Raw genomic sequence first — 19,098 nt, 5'->3', positions numbered from 1 at the left:
TATGGTAAAAAAGATAGTATTAATCAGGAGAATATTTTGTTTTTGTTTTCTTTGCTTAAGTGCTTCATTTTCTTTGACAACTCATTCCGTTGACTTCTTACACCCATTGTAAAAATAAAGCGCATTACTCAGATTTCAAATACATAATAACAACTTGCTGGAAATATTCCAACAATGGAATTTCACCCAATATATATGAGTTGATCGAATATGATCAATATATCCCCAGTATTAATGAAAGTGAATCGTTTTTTTGATGTTATTAAAGTCTCTCATTTTATTGGAATCATTCAGAAAGGAAACCTACCCTCGTTCTGCTAAATACTACATAATCCGAACGACACATTACGCGAAATCAATCTGAACAACCATTTTCAGAAATTAGTGATTTCTTCTTTTTAAGGTTGAGATTATTTACCCAGCCATGTTCTTTTTGTATGGTCTATTCCTTGCAACTGTATGCAAATTGAAACCATGTATAATTCTATTGTCAATTGAGCTATACACAAAGAGCGAAGGAAATTCTTATGACAAAATTACGGAAAATTACAACCGCCTTTTTGTTGGTGGCAATTTTACTGACATCTTGCACGGCACAGGAATCTACTCCTGATTCGATGGATGTTCAGAATCAAATCAATGCAGCCGTTGCTCAAACCCTGTCAGCTTTAACGACAAAAGTTGCCGAGGTTCAAAAAACAGATGAAGCCAAACCGACGGCAACAACAGCTCCTACAGCCACCCAGGAAAACACTGTTGCGCCAACAGCAGCTGCCCAACCAGCAGCGCAGGCGGCTGCTGTGAAACCTACGAATACTCTGGCTCCCGGGAAATGCACTGATTATGCATCGTATGTGGGCGACATCACCATTCCCGATGGAACAATGGTTCCCCCTGGAACACAATTCGTAAAAACATGGGCAGTTCGTAATGCGGGATCCTGTACCTGGACATCCGATTACAGTCTGGTATGGATTGGTGCCAATCAGATGAGTGCTCCCAACCGTGTACCCTTAACGACAGAGAATATCCTTCCCGGGCAAACAGCTCATGTATCTGTTACTCTGACTGCCCCTCAAGAAATCGGCTCTCATGTGTTCAGTCAATGGAAATTAATGAATAAGAACGGCCAGGTATTTGGCATTATGGATAACAAGGGAAAGGAACAATCTATCTGGTCTGAAATCTATGTAGGCAAAACCTACAATTTCATCGCCAATGCCTGCAGCGCAACCTGGACCAGTTCGGCTGGCGTCCTTCCCTGCCCTGGGACGAAGAATGATCCCAGAGGCTTCATGTATATTAACACGGCCCCGGCTATCGAAGGTGGTATCAAAGAAAATGATCCGGCAATCGTCATGGTTCCTCCTAAAGAATCAAACAGCTTTATTGTTGGTCAATTTCCACCCATTGTTGTGCCCGAATATTCCAACCTGATCTTTCACTTTGGATGTCTGGAAGGTTATACAAAATGTAATTTCCGCTTCCGGTTAACATATTCTATTGAAGGTGGTGAAGAACAGGAATTGGTTAACCGAGTTCACGGATTTGGTGAATGGGAGGAGATATCTATCAAGCTAACCCAGAATAACCAGTATGGAATGACGGGTAAAGCGACATCCTTCCTCTTCTATATCTATCCGATGGAAGGTAGTTCAGATAACTATGCGTTTATCTTTAGCCCGATCATTACTCCGTAGGAAAAACTCTTCTTGAATTTGAAACCGGGATGCCTAAAGTAACAGACATCCCGGTTATTGTTTGGAAAATGGAAAATTTCTTATAGAATTCTTGTACAAAAATCTAAAAAATCTATTCGCATCAATATCAAATCGACTATAATTGACGATGTAAAGAATAGAAAATAATGCGTTGGTTTCAATGCAAATTTGAAGTCAATTTTCGATATTAAGTGTTGTTACTTGCCCCTGTAGCGCAATGGACAGAGCACCAGCCTTCTAAGCTGTTGGTTGTGGGTTCGACTCCCACCGGGGGCGCCTTTGTACGTTGACATTATTGGAGGATTTGGATGTTGGAACGTAAGGGGCTCATCCGATTTGACAATAAAGATGCCACGATTATTGGGGAAGATATCAAAATCGGTCAACAAGCCCCATCTTTTAAGGCGCATCTTCAAGATTGGACATATCTGGATATTTTAAAAATGACCAGAGGAAAGGTACGGATAATTGTTTCCGTCCCTTCAGTGGAAATGGAAGTATGTAATCGTGAAATCAGCCGCTTCAATGAAGAAGCTGGAAATCTTTCAAAAGTAATATCCATACTAATTATCAGTACTGATCTGCCATATGCACAAAAAAGATATTGTGCTACGGCTGGAATTGATCAGATAATTGTAATTTCAGATCATTTGAAGACAAATTTTGGGAAAAAATATGGTTGTTTAATTAAGGAGCATCGTGTATTACGCAATGCAGTTTTTGTTATCGACAAAAAGTATAAGATAATCTATGCAAATTATTCGCAGAATCTCGGTGACGAACCTGATTATTCTGAAGTGCTTGAGACTGCACGAAATGCACTGTAATCGGGTAAAAGATCAAAGAAGGTAAGAATGTTTGAATATCCACGTTCTGGTATGTTCAACCTTCGGGTTTCGTATGAAAATAACAGCTACCGCCCTCCGGTGGATGTGGTTGAAACGAAGAAAGAATTTATTATCCGGGTAGAAATTGCCGGAGTAAATGAAAAAGATTTTTCAATACGGATGGACCATAATACCCTGTTTGTAAGTGGTATACGGCATGATCCAATGAAAAATCACGCTTTTCATCAAATGGAAATTCATTTTGGAGAATTTCAAATAGAAGTGAAAATTCTTCAACCTGTTGACCGTGATTCCATTAAAGCTGAGTATATCGATGGATTCTTAACGATTAACATTGCCAAAGCAGTACCTCAAGAAATTCACATAAAAGATAAGGAAGCCTGATCATCGAATGGTCGCCTCACGTTGGAATGCAAATTTGAAAGAAATCCTGAATTGGTTTGAAGATGAAAATATGATTCAAAATCTTGGTGACTTGTTTCTAGGATTATCTTTGTCTGATACAAATAATCTGGTAAAAACAGAAGAAAATCCGATTGAGAATCCCGAGTCTGGAAATGACGGGGTTTTATCAATACCTGAGACATTACCCATATTACCGCTGCGTGGATTGGTCGTTTATCCACAAACAGCCGTCCCATTGACAATTGGTCAACCTCGTTCCATACGGCTTGTGGATGACGTAGTGTCCGGGAATCGGATCATTGGACTGGTTACCGCAAAAAATCCAGAACTGGAAAATCCTGGTCCAGAAGATTTATATTCAGTCGGAACAGTGGCAATTATTCATCGTCTGTTCCGTACGCCAGATGGAACCATACGTATCCTAATCCAGGGAATCAGCCGTTTTCACCTTGGAGAATTTACCTCCCTGGAACCTTATCTGGTAGCGAAAATAACACCAGCAACCGAAGTTGTTTCAGAAAGTCTCGAAACTGAAGCATTGGCCCGTAATGCCAGGGATCAATTTGAGCATATTGCAAAAATGATCCCGTCCATACCACGGGAGTTGGTAGATTCCATAACAAATATCTCGGATCCTCTTCAAACGGCCTATTCCATCGCGAATTTTGAACGCATGGAATTAGCCGATGCGCAGGCAATTCTCGAATTGGACCCCGTTGACGAAAAACTCCGGAAACTTGTTTCCATTTTGGTTCGTGAAAGCGAAGTTCTCGATCTGGGGCAGAAAATTCAAAATGAAGCCCGGTCAGAGATCGAGAAAGTTCAACGAGATTATTTTCTTCGTGAACAATTAAAGGCCATACAAAAAGAACTTGGCGAAGGTGATGAACAAACCGAAGATATCAATGATCTTCGAAAAAGTATTGATGAAGCCGAAATGCCGGAAGAAGCCCTCAAACAGGCAAATCGTGAGCTGGAACGTCTCTCACGTCTACCTACAGCCGCAGCAGAATATGGTGTCATTCGATCTTATATAGAGTGGCTGGCTGCCCTGCCCTGGAAAAAATCAACTGAAGACAATCTGGATATCATTAATGCCCGCAAAGTGTTGGATGAGGATCATTACGGTCTTAATGATGTTAAAGAACGGATCCTTGAATATCTGGCCGTTCGGAAATTGCGTCTTGAACGCAAAACAGAATTAGACTCTGCAAAAAGGAACGATCTGATTCGAAAAGAGCGTGAAGGGGTCATTCTTTGTTTTGTTGGTCCTCCAGGGGTAGGGAAAACTTCACTGGGACAATCCATAGCCCGTGCACTTGGTAGAAAGTTCATCCGAATTTCACTTGGTGGTATGCGAGATGAAGCTGAAATTCGCGGCCATCGCCGAACATACATTGGTGCGCTTCCAGGCCGTATTCTACAGGCATTACGCAGGGTTGAATCATATAATCCGGTGTTCATGCTCGATGAAATTGACAAATTGGGATTTGATTTCCACGGCGATCCAGCCTCTGCTCTACTGGAAGTACTTGATCCGGAACAGAATTTTGAATTTCGCGATCATTATCTTGAAGTGGCGTTTGACCTGTCTCAGGTGATGTTTATCACCACAGCCAACACGCTTGAGACTATCCCGGCACCACTTCTTGACCGTATGGAAGTCATCCAGATTGCTGGCTATACAGAACAAGAAAAACTAAACATAGCCCGTAATTACCTCATCCCCCGACAGATAGCAGAAAATGGTCTGCTGAATAAAGAAATTAAGCTTGACGATGATGGGATTTTGTCTATCATCCGGCAGTACACACGTGAAGCCGGAGTCAGGAACCTGGAACGAGAAATTGGGGCAATTTGCCGAAAGATAGTCACTACTATCTCTGAAGGGAAAAGACACAGAGGAAAAATCGGAGAAAAGGAAGTCCATAATTTGCTTGGACGTCCCAAATTTATGGGTAATGAAGAGATAGAACGTCGAACATCCATCCCGGGCGTGGCCACCGGTTTAGCCTGGACACCAACCGGTGGAGATATCCTCTTCATTGAAGCGTCCAAAATGCCAGGCTCAAAAGGATTTCAGATTACCGGTTCAATTGGAACAGTCATGCAAGAATCTGCACATGCAGCACTTACATTTGTGCGGTCGCATGCCAAAGAGATGAATATTGACCCACAATTCTTTCAAAAAGAAGACATTCATCTACATGTACCCGCAGGTGCCACACCCAAAGATGGCCCTTCTGCCGGTGTAACCATGACAACTGCTCTAATTTCCCTGCTTACCGATCGTCCCATTCGTGCAGATCTGGGTATGACAGGTGAAATTACACTTCGCGGGCAAATTCTTCCTGTTGGTGGTATCAAGGAAAAAATGTTGGCTGCCCATCGGGCTGGTTTGAAAACAATTATTCTTCCTAAATTGAACGAGCCTGATCTTGATGACATTCCTCAGGAAATTCGTAAAGATATGGAATTTCATCTTGTTGAACATATGGATGATGTAATAAAAATCGCCATTCCCAAGAAGAAAGCGAAAAAATGACCTCTATGGATGAAAAACAAAAAGTTCTCATACTGGAAGATAATGCAATGATGCGTTCTTTGTTGCAAACATTACTTGAATTGGAGAACTTTTTGGTAACCGGGCCATCCTTCCCTTTGGATGACCCTATTCAATTAATAAAAGACATTACTCCAGATGTAATCTTGATGGATGTGAATCTTCCCGGCACCAGTGGCCTGGCATTATTGGATCAACTACGCAAAATGGACGAATTAAAAAATGTAAAAATAATCATGAGTTCTGGTTCGGATAAGAAACAGGAAAGCATGAAAGCCGGTGCAGATGCATTTTTAATGAAACCCTATATGCCAGATGACCTGATTAATTTGATAAAGAAATTATTATGAAATCTATAAGGAGACATCCTTTTGAATAAACAAAAATCTGCGGGGAAAAAAGTTGAACCTTCCAATCAATGGCGGACTATGGATCTACATATCCATACACCGGCATCCAGCGATTTTCAACAACCTGAGATTTCCTATTTGGAACTCATCCAGAGGGCTGAGCAGCGAAATCTTGATATTATCGCTTTTACAGATCACAACACAATTGCCGGTTACCGGTCAATGCAGAATGAAATTGAGCAACTCGAATTATTAGAAAAACTCAACCGACTTCTTCCTGATGAAAAGAACCGTCTTTTGGAATATCGGCGGTTATTAAAAAAAATCCTGGTTCTTCCTGGCATTGAATTTACGGCGACCTTCGGGTTTCACATTATTGGGGTTTTTTCGCAAAATACCCCCGTGCGTGATATTGAACACCTTCTTCTTGATTTGAAAATTCCAGGAACAATATTGGATGATGGTTCAGCTACAGTTGGAGCCACTGTTGATGTATTGACAGCCTATCAAAAAATCCAATCGGCTGGCGGTATTGTTATTGCAGCCCATGCCAATTCAAGCAATGGTGTAGCCATGCGGGGTTTCAATTTTGGAGGCCAGACAAAAATTGCCTATACGCAAGATGAGGCTCTGGATGCTTTGGAAGTCACCGATCTTGATACAAAAGCTCCCCGTTCAACAGCAGCTTTTTTTAACGGTACGAAACCTGAATATCCCCGCCGTATGCATTGTATTCAAGGTTCCGATGCTCACCGTTTGACGGCAGATCCTTTGCGAAAGAAGAATCTTGGTATTGGCGATCGGGCAACAGATGTTCTGATTCCTGAAGTCAGTTTTAAAGCTCTCAAAGATCTGTTTGGATCAAATGATTTTTCTCGAACACGTCCCCACCGTCTAAAGGAAGAACCGGCATTTGACTTCATCCACGCCTCACAGGAAGAAGGCGCCAACATCATCCAAGATTTTCATGAATCGATGACAGTCCGTGGCGGCAAGTTGTACAACATTATCGCAGACATCTGTGCGTTTGCCAACACGAATGGCGGAACTCTGTACATCGGAACTGGTGCAGATCCACACAAACCACCCATCGGTATCTCAGATCCCGAACAAAATATTAATCTTTTGGAAAAAGAAATTTCCAAACGTATAAGCCCTGCCCTTACCTGTCATCTTGATGTTCAGGAAACCCGTGGAAAAAAAATTATCCGTGTCATAATTCCACGCGGTGACGATGCACCATATGCTGTGGAAGACAATAAAATCTATGTTCGCAGTGAAGCTGAAACCGGTCTGGCTGTGCGCGATGAGATAGTAGGATTGGTTACCCGCGGAAAAGCCCGTCAGGTTGTCATCCATCTTGAACCCGGATCAGATGCAGTACCTGAAATAACCTCCATTGAGGAGAAAGAATTTCCAAGACCTGATGAGACCACGCCTAGAACCGGTGTAGAAGTAGCCAGTGTGGAAGAACGCCAGGGAACTCGTTACTTTACCATGCGAGACCTGCGAAATGGTTCCATGGTAAAAAATGTAACCCAGCGCTCAGCCCGTCGGTTATGGCATTATGCCATCAGCCGGTATATGGAACTTGAAGGAGAATTTGACCCGCGAACAGCCTACTGGAATGGTGAATTTGGACTTCTTAAGCGTTATCAACAAGGTAAGACCCCCACATTTGATCTTGTCCAGCGCCTTCCTGATGATGGTTATCGGTTCTTCTTTGGCGTTACACCAAATGGCATTCACGGAGGCTGGAAATTATTAACAGAAGAAGACGAAAACTCCAGTGAGCCTTCTTAAAAAAATTGAAATATGACAGCACAAAATCTCTCGGATATTCTTATTCGCGAATATCGTCATCCAGAGGATTACTCTGAGGTCTACAGATTATGGACTTCTGTTGGTGAAGGTATACATGTGTCTTTTTCTGATCAGATGGAAGAAATCGAAAGACTCATTCAAAAGAGCCCTGGCCTCTTCTTTGTGGCTGAAAGGAAGAATGAGATCATTGGTACCGTCATGGGAGGGTTTGACGGACGCCGGGGTTTGATCTACCATCTTGCCGTACTACCAAAATATCAGAAACGTCACCTTGGTTCTGAATTACTATCTCGAGTAGAATCTGAATTACTGAAAACAGGATGCTCGAAAGTTTACCTGTTTGTGGTACCGGGAAATATTAAAACTGCCGAGTTTTATAAACATAACGGTTATGAACAAATGAATGTCATCCCTTTCACGAAATACCTGAAGTAATGACAGAATTATCTTATTCTCTATAAAACATCCACCAGTTTATTTAGCGAATCTCCATACTCAAAATCGGTCTTTCTGAATTTCCCCCAGATACCATTAGCTGGTATTCTTTTATATCCTGAAGTAAAACTGGCCTTATTTATGGCTACGATTCGGATATCAATACCTCTTTGCTTTAATTGATATGCGAATTGTACTAATTCGCCCGAATCATCTGGTGTTACCAGAAAACAGATTACACTCGAATTAAGCTGTGGTGACAGATTGTTCAACAAAGCAACAAGAGGGTGTTGTGAATTAGCCCGAATAAATGTCAATAGATTTAAAATCTCAGTTTGCTGCCTGATTCCATATCCTGGAGAAATCAGTTGAAACGGTTGCTGGTTTAATGCCAATCCAACCGCAATTCCTTTTTTCAGCCATGTAGTTGCCAGAGAACCTGTTATGGAGACAGCCGCCTCAAAAGAATCAGGCGGCAAGGCATAAGAAGAATGTAATTTTTCCGCATCAAGAAAGTCTATTTGTTCTTCTTCAACACGTACTGCCCTGTTGGTTTGTACCTTTTTATTACAATCAAGGCATAACCAGACAATTTTCTGTTCGGATTCGTCTGGTAGTTTCGTGTGAAGATTTCCCCGTCTGGCTGTTGTCGGCCAGTGTATCCGATTAAAAGGATCTCCATCCAAATATTCGCGCACAGATCCGCTGATCATGGAATTCTGGTGTATCGCGATTTTTGAGGATCTGCCTTCCTCATTTTGCCGTTTTCTTACCGAAACAGCGGATAAATCAACCCGGTAAGGAAGTATGATTAAAGATCCCTCAGTTCTAATCTGGTGGATGGCATAAAAACATCCCAGTGGATCTGATGTGATAATTTCAATTGGCGATAATGCGATATTTCCTCTTCTCTGTAATATGCTGCTCAATCGAATAATCCTGGATTGCCGGCCGCCAAGATAACCAATAATTCGTTTTGACTGGGTTACATTCAAATCCGAGCAATCTCTAATTTGCATCCAAAAAGCAGGAAGTATCGATTTGTTGACGATATCCAGATTTTCTTCATAGAGATCACCAACCTGTCTTTTGTGATATCTGGACCGCCGTTCTATACTGATGTGATCTAATGCAAAGAATGTAAATATGAACGCGAAAACAATATAGATCACCACAACATAAAGCGAATTAAGAAAAAATGACTCGTCAAATAACATCCGGGTTAGTAGAAGAAAACCCGCAATGACAAGTAAACCCCAGAAATTTCTTCCGGGATGAATTTTCTGAGCGAGTCTACCGCGGAAGAGTTTCATCACGCAATGGAGCCCGAATGCCATCCAGAATTTCGTTCATAACTGTGTTTCGGTTCATATTGCTCATTCTGGCTTCTGGATTCAGAACAAGTCTGTGAGAAAGTACAGCGCTTGCCAGTTTTTTCACATCATCCGGTGTAATGTAGCTTCTTCCTTCCAAAACCGCGGAAGCCTGTGATGCCCGAATCAAACCCAGGCTGGCGCGAGGACTGGCACCCAGAATAATGTCATTATGTTTCCTCGTGGCCTGAATGATAGCTAAAAGATAATTCCTCACACTGGGAGCCACATAGATTTTCCGGACAATTGTCTGCGCTTTGAGAATTTCATCTGCTGAGACAACTGCCTTTAGTGAATTAATGGGATGTTCCACCTGCATTCTCTCCAAAATTGCCGCTTCTACATCCAATTCTGGATATCCCATTGATGTTCTTAACAGGAAACGGTCCATTTGAGATTCAGGCAAGGGATATACGCCTTCATATTCTACAGGGTTCTGAGTGGCAATAACATAAAACGGTCGAGGTAATTCTCTGGTCATATTATCAACAGAAACCTGAGTTTCTCCCATCGCTTCCAATAAAGCAGATTGAGCTTTGGGTGTAGCCCGGTTAATTTCATCAGCCAGCAATATCTGAGTAAAAACCGGACCAGGCCTGAATTCAAATTGATTTTTCTTTTGATCATAAATAGATACACCGGTAATATCGCTTGGCAATAAATCCGGTGTAAATTGAATTCGGGAATACTTGCAGCCTGTAGATATGGCTAAACTTCTGGCTAAAATAGTTTTTCCAACGCCGGGGACATCTTCTATCAGGATATGACCTTCGGATAAAAGACCAATTACAACAAGTTCAAGAACTGGTCTTTTTCCAAAAATCACCTGTTCAAGGTTGGTAAGAATCCGTATTCCAAGCTCCTGTGCCTGTTTGATGTTTTCTTCTTCTTTCATTGAGATCCTCCAGCGGATTTCTTAACAACGAATTTCATAATAATAGCTCCAATAATACCCATGATTGAAAAGAATGTACCTATTAAAAAGGAAATTGGTTGGTAATTAATTTGTACGATGTGATCGCCGGCTGGAACTTGAAGAGCCATAAAAGCGAAGTCTGCGGAAAATAAACTCACAGGATTTCCATCTACAGTTGCTCTCCACCCTGGATACCAGCTATCGGCCAGAAAAAGCCATCCTTCCGCAGGATTGTTTTTTATTGAGATTGTCTGCCAGGTTGATTTCTTTATCCGTTCGATTGTTACTGTGGATTGTTGAATAGTGTTATCACAATGAGGCTGTTGAGTATCATGATCTTCAACCACGATTTTGTCTAGTAGGTCAGATCTTACTGCGGATTTCACCCAATCAAGTGCTGTTCCGGCATTTTTGACAGATACCGCACAATAAACCATACGTATGGAAGGAAAAGGCTCCATTTTTTGCCATCGGATTTTTGACAATTCTTTCGAAGGTACTTCAGCCACATGGGTCACATTGGCAAGAGAAAGCAATTTTTCACGATTTTCCGGTGTCGCTGATTCAAGTGTATTTAAGTAATCAAGGTAACGGTCTGGCAGCATCGGATCAAAGTTGTTTACCATTTCTTGTGAAGAGAAAATGTTGGAATTTGGCAGGTAATCTCTGACCAGATTATTCCAATCTATATCTGGTCGAATATCGTTGAATTTAAAAAAGCGATCAAACCGTTGAGCTCTTTCGTCTACAGTTGAGATGAAATATCTCCCACTTGCGTTTATCTTTTGCTCTCTGGAAGTTTCTTCGGGAAGATATATTTCTGAAGAAACTACCGGATTCAGTTGACTTCCTGCCCAAATAAGATCAATTGCCAGTAATAAAACAAATGCATTTTGCCATCGATGTATTCCCCATTTTGAAACCATCGTTGATTTCAATTTAATCAGAACCAGATAACTACAGGCTATCAAGCCAGCAGAAATCATAGCGAATTTAAAGGAGAATTTTATTTCAGGAAGATAGATAATAGCCGCTGTTGTACTGAGAAGCAAAGCCAGCATTCCTGCCAGACTCAAGTTGATTATTTTTGAAGAAATTATCGAGTGCTTTATCCATTCATTTGCCCCTAAACCTGCCAACAGGATCAGGCAAAACTCAACCAGAATCATCCACCTGGTTGGACCATTGAAGGAACCAAATGTTGGTACATTTTTAAACAGCCAGATAAAAACAGGTGTATTCCATCCCAGAGCCAGGATAAAAATAATAAGTGAGGATATGATACAAAACCAGAAAAGTGGTTTTATCGGGCTTCCAGATGGATCGTTTTTCTTTTTGAAAATATAATACAACGCCAATCCAAACGGCAGTAGGCCGAAATAGACAGCATCCTCCCAAAAACTGGCATAGCCCCAGTAATCGCCGCGTCCTGGATTTCCAAAAATCTCTGGAAAAATCCAGGTAATAACCCGCCATGGCCAGAAAGAATACGAGAGGGCTGTTTGATAATCAATAATTCCTGAACGCTGCGATTGAAGAAAGTATTCTATAGTTGGGACCAATTGAATTGAACTGATCAGAAAAGCCAATACTCCTGCAAGTCCAACCGGCAGGATAATCTGCAGCAGTTTTTTGACCCCACCATTGATAAGGGCACCTGTCATCAACCATGCCATACAAAATAGAAGTGAATACCATGAAATCTGGGCATGTCCGCTCAACCACTGTCCAGTAAAAGCAAGGGCGAGAGGTATTGCGGTTTGTAATTGAATTTTCTCTTCAATATTCTTTTCATTCCGAATCGGTGCTGCAATTCGGCTGGCAGCCAGAATGATCCAGGGAAGCCATGCTGCCGCCTGCACCATTGTCAGAAAGCTGCTTCGAGCGGTGAAATAACCGCATAAACTGAATGAAAGCCCGCAGATTGCCTGTGGAATCGGATGTAACCCCAAAAACTCAGAGAGTTTTTTCATCCCCCAGCCAGCCCAGATGAGATGCAAAACAATCAACAATCCGTGCGACCATGCCATGGCCTGCAAACCACCCAACCAACCTGCCAGCAACGTCAACCATGTGGGCGGATAAAATACGGCAGACTGGTAATTGGCAGCCAGTGGGGCTCCCATACCGTTCCATATGTTCCAGAGAGGCAATTCTCCATTCTGAAGGGCTCTGAGTGCTTCCCAATGCCAGGGAATGAATTGTATGGATGTAATACCCCAGAATAGAGCTTTACCCGGTATCAATACCGGCAAGAACAGCAGGATGGGAGCAAGAATAATCGGAGCGTATACCCAACGGGAAGACTTCTCGTCCATTTCTTTTCCCTTACTCACCATTTATAGGTTCCGATCGATAAACTGAATACCCGTTTACTTCCACTACTTGCGTGTAATGGCGGGCGTACTTCTGTTCCCAAACACCAAGTTTTTGTTCGAGTGGACCAGAAATTATGAAGTTGATGGAATATTGTTTAATAAAATTCTTTTGCCACTCAATGTCCTTTTGACCCGAAAAGAAATCTTTCACTTCTGGTAATACTGTGGACAGGTTCGCACTTTCTGGTCCATGACCGGCAAGTACAAAAACGGGATCCCAGGCAGGTAATGTGTTGGCTGTTTCATAACTGCATAACACGATGCTGCCCGGTTTAATTCTGTCAATGATGGTGTTGAAAAACTGTACTTCACCCGCCGGCCGGTAGACTGGCATTTGAAGTGTCCATACACCCTTCAGGATGACCATTAAAACCAACAGTGTAGCCGCACCTGTCGAACCGACAAGAATTTTTATCACGTTCTTCCATACGTTTTTTTGCACTAGTTCATAAGAGAGAAACACCAACAAGACCAATGCAATCCAGATGCCATCAATAAACCGTCGTTGAACATTATAGGGGAAATATGCCAGAGAACAGGCGCTGAGTACCCATGCAAGAAGAATTGATTGTTGTTCTCTTTTATTACGAATTATCCAGATAACAGCAGGGATTGAGGCTCCGAGAAATAGTCCAAATGACCACAGGTAATCCCAAATTGGCGGTGATTGGATCACATTCTGTGTGTACCATGCTCTTAAGTAATCATCTGATTGGAAGAAAAGGAAATTGTAGATCACCCACGGTACTGAAATAGAACCAAGAATTATGGCTTTTTTTAAGTATTTCTCGAATTCTTTTAAGCGATTATTCCTATTGATCAAAAAAACCAACAAAATATGCCATGCCAGTATTCCATAACCAACAACAATAGCCAGAGGTTGGAAAAAACCAGCCGTCAACCAACATAAACCTCCTTTGACGGAATCGCCTACTACTGAAGACCTATGTTCTTCCTTTATATAAAAGAATAAACCGAATAAAAGAAAAGCGCGCGCTGCCGCGAGATGTGGTAATCCAAGAATTGACAGGAAGCCGAATGCCTCAGGGGAATATACTTCAAGTGGAAGTCTCCAGGCTCCTGTTTCCGGCAGCATCATCCAACCGATCCAGCCGAGACCGCCGCCAAGAAGAATTACCAGAGAAGCCCAACGTTTCTGGTTTTCATTCGCACTAAAGAGGCCGGCGAATAAATATACAGAAAAAATCAGTAATCCTCCCGCAACCCACCGGAAAATCTGAAAAAGTGCTACAAGCTGGTCATGAACCTCCGGTGGAAAGGCTAATTTTCCCATAATAATATACGGTAAGAACGCCAGGACACCCTTTTGAGGTATGGCAGTATATGGCGATTTAAATAACCAGCTTCCATACGTACCAGACAGCATTTTAGCAATATAAGAGTTGCCATCTTCTACACCGAAAAGGAATCCTGTGAAGTGCCATTCTGTTCCCTGTTTGAAATATCCCATGAGATAGGGGACAGAAGTAAAAAATAGGATAATGATCGAAGCAGAAATTAACCAGCGACGGTTTTCTTTTTCAAACATAGGCGATAGTCTTTTTTGAAAGCAAAAAAATGATCAAAATGGAAACAAGACTTACAATGGCTCCGATAATCAGGGTAACCGGATAATATACAAATTCAACCTTATGTGGCCCACCTTCTAATGATACAGAACGTAATATCGTATAAGCTGGTTGAATCTGGGCTAATTTGCCATCTACCCACACCTGCCATCCAGGATAATTAATCTCAGAGGCAACCAGTTTGCCCGGGCCTGTAGTTTGTATGGTGATTCTGTTATTCTGCCTGGAAATCTGGTCATTTCCAATGGATAAATATGATTCTCCATCATCTCCATTCTCAAGCCATGCCCAACCTCGTGCCATCGGGTTTTTATAAATATAGGCATGATCCAATTGTTTGGATAATGACCATCCATCCTGTTTAATGGGAAATGATGAAACAAGGTAATGTATATTGAGAAGTCCCAACGCTCTGGCATCAGGTTTTATGTCAATATTATCTATCGAAGGATCACCTGATTTAAACGGCGGGAGAGTAACAGAATAATTATCGTCAACAATCACATTGGAGTCATGGATAAAGTTTGAATAAGTCCGAAGTTGCAAAGGATCTATTCCATCGGCTATTTCCAATCCCCAAAATGCGGCAGTTTGCTGAGGAATGGAATAGGAAGGTGAGAAAATCCGCCCAGTGTTTTTTCCTTCTGAAATTACATATCTGGCTTCTGCCTGGCCTAACGAGAGAGCTTCTGTGACAGGCAGCCGGTCCATGAGGCGGATGCACACAAAGGCAGCATCTGAAATCGCCACTGTAAACACTCCAAGTAGAAACAACTTTGCTGTTATCTTCCGGTAAGAATATAACAAGATTAAACTGGCTGCGATTATCCAGAAAATCATATGCCAGATTAAAAAGCCGTTCTTCTCAGGATTGGTAACAATAATAAACACTTGTAATAAGATCACCAAAATAGTAAAGAAAAGAGTTGATAACCTGAGGAAAACAGCTTTTTCAGGATTATGCTCTATAAGATGATCAAGAGAAATCATGGCACCAGTAAGTAGGGCAAAATTGAAGAAGTACAGTCCGCGGGCAGGTACACGCAATAATGACAGTCCGGGTAGTCCAACCAGCCAACGATTAACCGGGATCGCATCACCAAAAGACCACAGGAGAAAAAGCACAGATAAACCTGTCCACACCCATAGGTCTCTCTTTTCTTTGATAAAAGAATATGCAATCATCCCGAGTAAAAGGCAGACTGATCCCGGGTAAAAAATCCACTCCATGGAAGTTGGATGACCTGGTACAACCAGTCCTGTCAGTTGAACGGGAGGTAAGGATAGATAGAAAATATCGTCATTGCCCATCAGAACACGTGTACTTGCACCTGTGTATTCCAATAACGGCAACCACACAATGGCGCTCATCCCTGCAGCAAGCACTACTATTCCACCAGCACGAATCATAGGAATTAGCCGGTCTCTTCTCGAATGGTTTGGTGTATTGATAAACATTCTTGCTGCCAATAGAATTATCCAGAAGGCGCCGGCATAGGCAGAAAACCTCAAATCTGCCAACATCATCAACCCGAAACAAAATGCCGGAAGGGAAATCCTTTCCCATTTTGATCTGGCTTTTTGAATTGAAAATGCCGCCAACCAGGGGAACCAGGCAGCCGCACAGATCCATGTGAAATGTCCGGCAATGATATGGGCATAACCGGCTGGTAAAAAACCAAATAGGATACTGCCCAAAAAAGTGATACCTGTTGAAAGGTTCAATCTCCGAAGTAATTGCCAGTACCCGGCTACCCCTATAATGATATGTAACGCCATAACGAGATTTATTCCCAGGGGAAGAGAGAATAATAGACTTATCCATGCCGGAGGGTACCATAGTGTTGATAGTGGATTGGCGTCAAGCGGATAACCACTAAGAATCAATGGTGACCATAACGGAAACCCACCACCTGATGCCAGAGACCTTTGAATTAACAATAAATTGGGGTAATGGGAAATCAGAATATCGGAAACATGTGTTCCTGATGGAACAATAAATTGATTCCATGCGAGCAAAATTGGAACAGCCGGCAGGAGAAGTGCAAAAAACTTCCATCGCCAAATTTTCATCGGACTAACTCCGTTACAGAGAAAATTGATACGTTTTCAAATTGTTTTATAGGATTCTTGTCCTTCAGGATATCGGGTTTTCCAAGATTTTGTTCCCTGGAACCATAAAAAATCCACTTGATAGAGTTCTCCTTCAAGTATTTTTCTTCTTCATCCCGAGTCATTTTCCCCGAAAAGAAATCCTCTACTTGGTCTTTTTTATTTTCTGCATCGATCGTTTCAAAAGGATGTCCATATAAAACCCGCAGCCGGCTGATAGCTGGAATGAGACTGCCTGTTTGTCCGTCAGCCAGTACCAGATCTCTACCCCCATCTTGTTTTGATAACCATTGGATGGCGGATACTTCTCCAGGTTGAAAATAATAAAGTGGGTTATGTGAGGCTATGACGCTGGACGTCATGACAACTAATAAAAAAGGCGTAATTAATGAAAGAGCCGTGCAAATTACAGCCAGTTTTCTTGCCTGTATTTTGATAGTACTGGCTGCCCTGTCCAATCCAAGAAATCCAAGGCAAGCAATAGGAATATACAAACCGATGAGGAATCTTCGCTGTAAATTGAAAGGGATAACCGTCAGAACCAATCCCACAACCATCCAGATAATTAATTTTCTGATGATTGGATTTTCGTTTTGAGCCCAGATTCCCCGCCATCCTAAAACAATTAATACAATCCAGGGAGAAAACGTCAGGGCGACATCCCAGACTGCTGGAGAAGGAGTCTGGTTCTGCGCGGTCCAGGCAGCAAATTCAGGGGTTGAATTTACCGCCCAGTATTGGTAGGCTGCGTAAGGTATTCCTGAGAACAGAAAGATTAACAAAGGCCAAATGACTGATTGGCGGCCATTTATTCTTTCCCATAACCAGCTGATTGACAACACACCGCAACTAACGAAAAATCCAAACGGGGATAGTATTGATAGGAAAAAACCACAGAACATTATGCCTGGATACTTCGCGGCTTGATTAGAATCAGAAAAAAGAAGTATTGTGAAGACCATCAGACATAATGCAAGCGGAAAATGAGGGTTGGCTAAACCGGATAGAAATGGAAAAGCTTCAGCCACCCAGAAATCAGCACCGAAATTGCCTGTTGGCAATAACAACCATCCAAGCCCACCGCCTGCCGTGAGGACAAGAAAAATGAGAGAAAAATTATCATTGAACACCTTCTCTGACAATCGAATCAAAGAAAGGATAAGCAATCCAAAACATAACAATCTCAGTACGACAAATCCCACGGATAAGGGAATACCCAACCAGCCGAAAATATGCCCTGATGCGATATAGAATGGAAATAATAACCTTCCCTCGCCAGGATTCGCCGTAAATGGCAGAGTGAACAACCATTCACCCGATTTGCCAATCTGCATTTTTGCCAGATAAGAATACCCATCAATCGGGTTGAAAACCAGTCCGCTATATGAAAGTTCTGAGACTGAACGGATACAACCGATGATATCCGGTAAAGCAGACACCACGAGAAGGGCGGCTATGAAAAAAGAGCGGTATCTGTTCTTCATGGTAATATAATTCTATCGCTCTTCCACTTTGATTGCTCATTCCCACCATATTTCCAAGAGAATACGATGAACCCAGCGTTTCAACTATCAAGACTCCAGAAAATAGATACTGAACTTGACCATATCAATCAACGACAGCAGGAAATTATCCGGTTGATTCAAGATGAATCATTGGTAGAGGAAGTTCAGCACCGACTTGATGGAATAACTACCGAATTGAATTCGGTCGCAGGAATCTTACGTAAACTGGAAGAGAAAAATTCCCAGCTTCAATTAAAACTACAGGAAGACGAGCATGCCTTATATGGCGGGAAAGTTCGTTTACCCCGCGAACTCCAGGACCTTCAAAATGATATTGCTTCCCTAAAGAAACAAATATCTGCTCTCGATGACGAGCAGTTTAAAACCATGATACAGGTGGAAGATTTAGAGAAGAAACGTGCCGAAATAGAGGTGGAATTAACGAAAGCGCAATCAGTCTTTGCCACCCGTGTTGCCGGATTAAAAGGTGAAAATTCTTCCCTGGAAAAAAAGAAGGAAAATTTGCAGACTGAACGTCTGGCAGCTATTCAGAACGTGGATTCGATTTCATTGGAAAAATATGATTCTCTTCGAAAATCCAAACGTGGATTAGCCGTTGCACTCGTAACTGATCAGGCCTGTAGCGCCTGTGGAGCCACTCTTACCCCGGCAGACTGGCAGGCTGCCAGATCTCCTCAGAGATTGGTCATTTGTACATCCTGCGGCCGAATTTTATATGCCGGATAAATCTTTTTCTATAAGAGAAATCTACCTGCTTCTCGTTTGATTATTATCTTCACAAAAAATTCCCGATAGATCACATTCCTCGAGTCAGTGATGCAGCTATTGATTCCAGTACCTGCAAGATGATAATCAATATCACAGGTGAAAAATCCAATCCGGCCATTGATGGAACAACACGCCGTATTGGATCGAGTAAGGGTTCTACGATTTTGTCTAAAAATGACCGTACCGGGTGGTATGGTGACATAAAATATGACAGCAGCACATCGATGATCACAATAAATGAAATTACCCTAAAAAAGAGTGATAGTGATGTAAAAAGGATATCTCCCATT

At 42.0% G+C, this 19,098-nt stretch carries 15 protein-coding genes and 1 tRNA gene; 9 read left to right on the top strand and 7 right to left on the bottom strand.

What is annotated here, in order from left to right; all coding sequences use genetic code 11:
- Nucleotides 1–527 precede the first annotated feature (527 nt).
- The 8 genes from LTAR_RS06775 to LTAR_RS06740 all read left to right on the top strand — a co-directional run bounded on the left by LTAR_RS06775 (nucleotide 528) and on the right by LTAR_RS06740 (nucleotide 8,146).
- A complete protein-coding gene (locus tag LTAR_RS06775; RefSeq protein WP_062421411.1) occupies nucleotides 528–1,700 on the top strand; it encodes an NBR1-Ig-like domain-containing protein in 1,173 nt (390 codons plus the stop codon).
- Nucleotides 1,701–1,924: 224 nt separating this feature from the next.
- Nucleotides 1,925–1,997: transfer RNA gene (locus LTAR_RS06770), tRNA-Arg, on the top strand.
- Nucleotides 1,998–2,029: 32 nt separating this feature from the next.
- Nucleotides 2,030–2,548, top strand: a complete 519-nt coding sequence (gene tpx, locus LTAR_RS06765; protein WP_062421410.1) for a thiol peroxidase — start codon at nucleotides 2,030–2,032, stop codon at nucleotides 2,546–2,548.
- A gap of 27 nt (nucleotides 2,549–2,575) precedes the next feature.
- On the top strand, nucleotides 2,576–2,953 hold the full coding sequence (locus LTAR_RS06760) for an Hsp20/alpha crystallin family protein (protein WP_062421409.1): 378 nt from the start codon (nucleotides 2,576–2,578) through the stop codon (nucleotides 2,951–2,953).
- A 70-nt stretch (nucleotides 2,954–3,023) separates the two neighbouring features.
- Nucleotides 3,024–5,519, top strand: coding sequence for an endopeptidase La (lon, locus tag LTAR_RS06755; RefSeq protein ID WP_081419877.1), 2,496 nt, complete (start codon nucleotides 3,024–3,026; stop codon nucleotides 5,517–5,519).
- Nucleotides 5,516–5,887, top strand: coding sequence for a response regulator (locus LTAR_RS06750; protein ID WP_062421408.1), 372 nt, complete (start codon nucleotides 5,516–5,518; stop codon nucleotides 5,885–5,887). Before lon ends, LTAR_RS06750 begins: the two co-directional genes overlap by 4 nt.
- Before the next feature lie 21 nt (nucleotides 5,888–5,908).
- Nucleotides 5,909–7,690: an RNA-binding domain-containing protein gene (locus tag LTAR_RS06745; protein ID WP_201775947.1), complete on the top strand. Its 1,782-nt coding sequence runs from the start codon at nucleotides 5,909–5,911 to the stop codon at nucleotides 7,688–7,690.
- 12 nt (nucleotides 7,691–7,702) lie between these two features.
- Nucleotides 7,703–8,146 carry a GNAT family N-acetyltransferase gene (locus tag LTAR_RS06740; RefSeq protein WP_062421407.1) on the top strand — a complete coding sequence of 148 codons (444 nt, stop codon included), beginning with the start codon at nucleotides 7,703–7,705 and terminating at the stop codon, nucleotides 8,144–8,146.
- 20 nt (nucleotides 8,147–8,166) lie between these two features.
- Here the strand turns inward: LTAR_RS06740 and LTAR_RS06735 are convergent, their stop codons facing one another.
- From LTAR_RS06735 to LTAR_RS06710, 6 genes are read right to left on the bottom strand one after another with little or no spacing between them, the layout of a single operon-like run.
- A complete protein-coding gene (locus tag LTAR_RS06735) occupies nucleotides 8,167–9,483 on the bottom strand; it encodes a DUF58 domain-containing protein (protein WP_081419858.1) in 1,317 nt (438 codons plus the stop codon).
- The gene (locus LTAR_RS06730; protein WP_062421405.1) at nucleotides 9,440–10,414 is read right to left on the bottom strand and encodes an AAA family ATPase; all 975 of its coding nucleotides are present in this window, start codon (nucleotides 10,412–10,414) and stop codon (nucleotides 9,440–9,442) included. Before LTAR_RS06730 ends, LTAR_RS06735 begins: the two co-directional genes overlap by 44 nt.
- Nucleotides 10,411–12,753: a YfhO family protein gene (locus LTAR_RS06725; RefSeq protein ID WP_062421404.1), complete on the bottom strand. Its 2,343-nt coding sequence runs from the start codon at nucleotides 12,751–12,753 to the stop codon at nucleotides 10,411–10,413. Before LTAR_RS06725 ends, LTAR_RS06730 begins: the two co-directional genes overlap by 4 nt.
- A 10-nt stretch (nucleotides 12,754–12,763) precedes the next feature.
- Complete coding sequence (locus tag LTAR_RS06720; RefSeq protein WP_062421403.1) at nucleotides 12,764–14,362, bottom strand: hypothetical protein; 1,599 nt, start codon at nucleotides 14,360–14,362, stop codon at nucleotides 12,764–12,766.
- Entirely contained in the window at nucleotides 14,355–16,475 is a 2,121-nt protein-coding gene (locus LTAR_RS06715; RefSeq protein WP_062421402.1) for a glycosyltransferase family protein, read from the bottom strand. Before LTAR_RS06715 ends, LTAR_RS06720 begins: the two co-directional genes overlap by 8 nt.
- On the bottom strand, nucleotides 16,472–17,998 hold the full coding sequence (locus LTAR_RS06710) for a hypothetical protein (protein ID WP_062421401.1): 1,527 nt from the start codon (nucleotides 17,996–17,998) through the stop codon (nucleotides 16,472–16,474). Before LTAR_RS06710 ends, LTAR_RS06715 begins: the two co-directional genes overlap by 4 nt.
- Nucleotides 17,999–18,064: 66 nt before the next feature.
- Between LTAR_RS06710 and LTAR_RS06705 the strand changes: the two genes are divergently transcribed.
- Nucleotides 18,065–18,766: a zinc ribbon domain-containing protein gene (locus LTAR_RS06705; protein ID WP_062421400.1), complete on the top strand. Its 702-nt coding sequence runs from the start codon at nucleotides 18,065–18,067 to the stop codon at nucleotides 18,764–18,766.
- A 70-nt stretch (nucleotides 18,767–18,836) separates the two neighbouring features.
- On the opposite strand, the gene LTAR_RS06700 is transcribed toward LTAR_RS06705, so the two are convergent.
- Nucleotides 18,837–19,097, bottom strand: a complete 261-nt coding sequence (locus tag LTAR_RS06700) for a YggT family protein (protein WP_062421399.1) — start codon at nucleotides 19,095–19,097, stop codon at nucleotides 18,837–18,839.
- Nucleotide 19,098: the final 1 nt, after the last annotated feature.

The sequence above is a fragment of the Leptolinea tardivitalis genome (assembly GCF_001050275.1).
GTDB lineage: Bacteria > Chloroflexota > Anaerolineae > Anaerolineales > Anaerolineaceae > Leptolinea > Leptolinea tardivitalis.
The sequence above is the reverse complement of the archived record's forward strand: the minus strand, read 5'-3'. Positions and strand labels throughout refer to the sequence as shown.

Coding starts and splice junctions, on each gene's coding strand:
- LTAR_RS06730 (WP_062421405.1), bottom strand. CDS start 10,414: ATGAAAGAAGAAGAAAACATCAAACAGGCACAGGAGCTTGGAATACGG.
- LTAR_RS06775 (WP_062421411.1), top strand. CDS start 528: ATGACAAAATTACGGAAAATTACAACCGCCTTTTTGTTGGTGGCAATT.
- LTAR_RS06715 (WP_062421402.1), bottom strand. CDS start 16,475: ATGAAAATTTGGCGATGGAAGTTTTTTGCACTTCTCCTGCCGGCTGTT.
- LTAR_RS06705 (WP_062421400.1), top strand. CDS start 18,065: ATGAACCCAGCGTTTCAACTATCAAGACTCCAGAAAATAGATACTGAA.
- LTAR_RS06710 (WP_062421401.1), bottom strand. CDS start 17,998: ATGAAGAACAGATACCGCTCTTTTTTCATAGCCGCCCTTCTCGTGGTG.
- lon (WP_081419877.1), top strand. CDS start 3,024: ATGATTCAAAATCTTGGTGACTTGTTTCTAGGATTATCTTTGTCTGAT.
- LTAR_RS06700 (WP_062421399.1), bottom strand. CDS start 19,097: ATGGGAGATATCCTTTTTACATCACTATCACTCTTTTTTAGGGTAATT.
- LTAR_RS06740 (WP_062421407.1), top strand. CDS start 7,703: ATGACAGCACAAAATCTCTCGGATATTCTTATTCGCGAATATCGTCAT.
- LTAR_RS06735 (WP_081419858.1), bottom strand. CDS start 9,483: ATGGCATTCGGGCTCCATTGCGTGATGAAACTCTTCCGCGGTAGACTC.
- tpx (WP_062421410.1), top strand. CDS start 2,030: ATGTTGGAACGTAAGGGGCTCATCCGATTTGACAATAAAGATGCCACG.
- LTAR_RS06750 (WP_062421408.1), top strand. CDS start 5,516: ATGACCTCTATGGATGAAAAACAAAAAGTTCTCATACTGGAAGATAAT.
- LTAR_RS06760 (WP_062421409.1), top strand. CDS start 2,576: ATGTTTGAATATCCACGTTCTGGTATGTTCAACCTTCGGGTTTCGTAT.
- LTAR_RS06720 (WP_062421403.1), bottom strand. CDS start 14,362: ATGTTTGAAAAAGAAAACCGTCGCTGGTTAATTTCTGCTTCGATCATT.
- LTAR_RS06725 (WP_062421404.1), bottom strand. CDS start 12,753: ATGGACGAGAAGTCTTCCCGTTGGGTATACGCTCCGATTATTCTTGCT.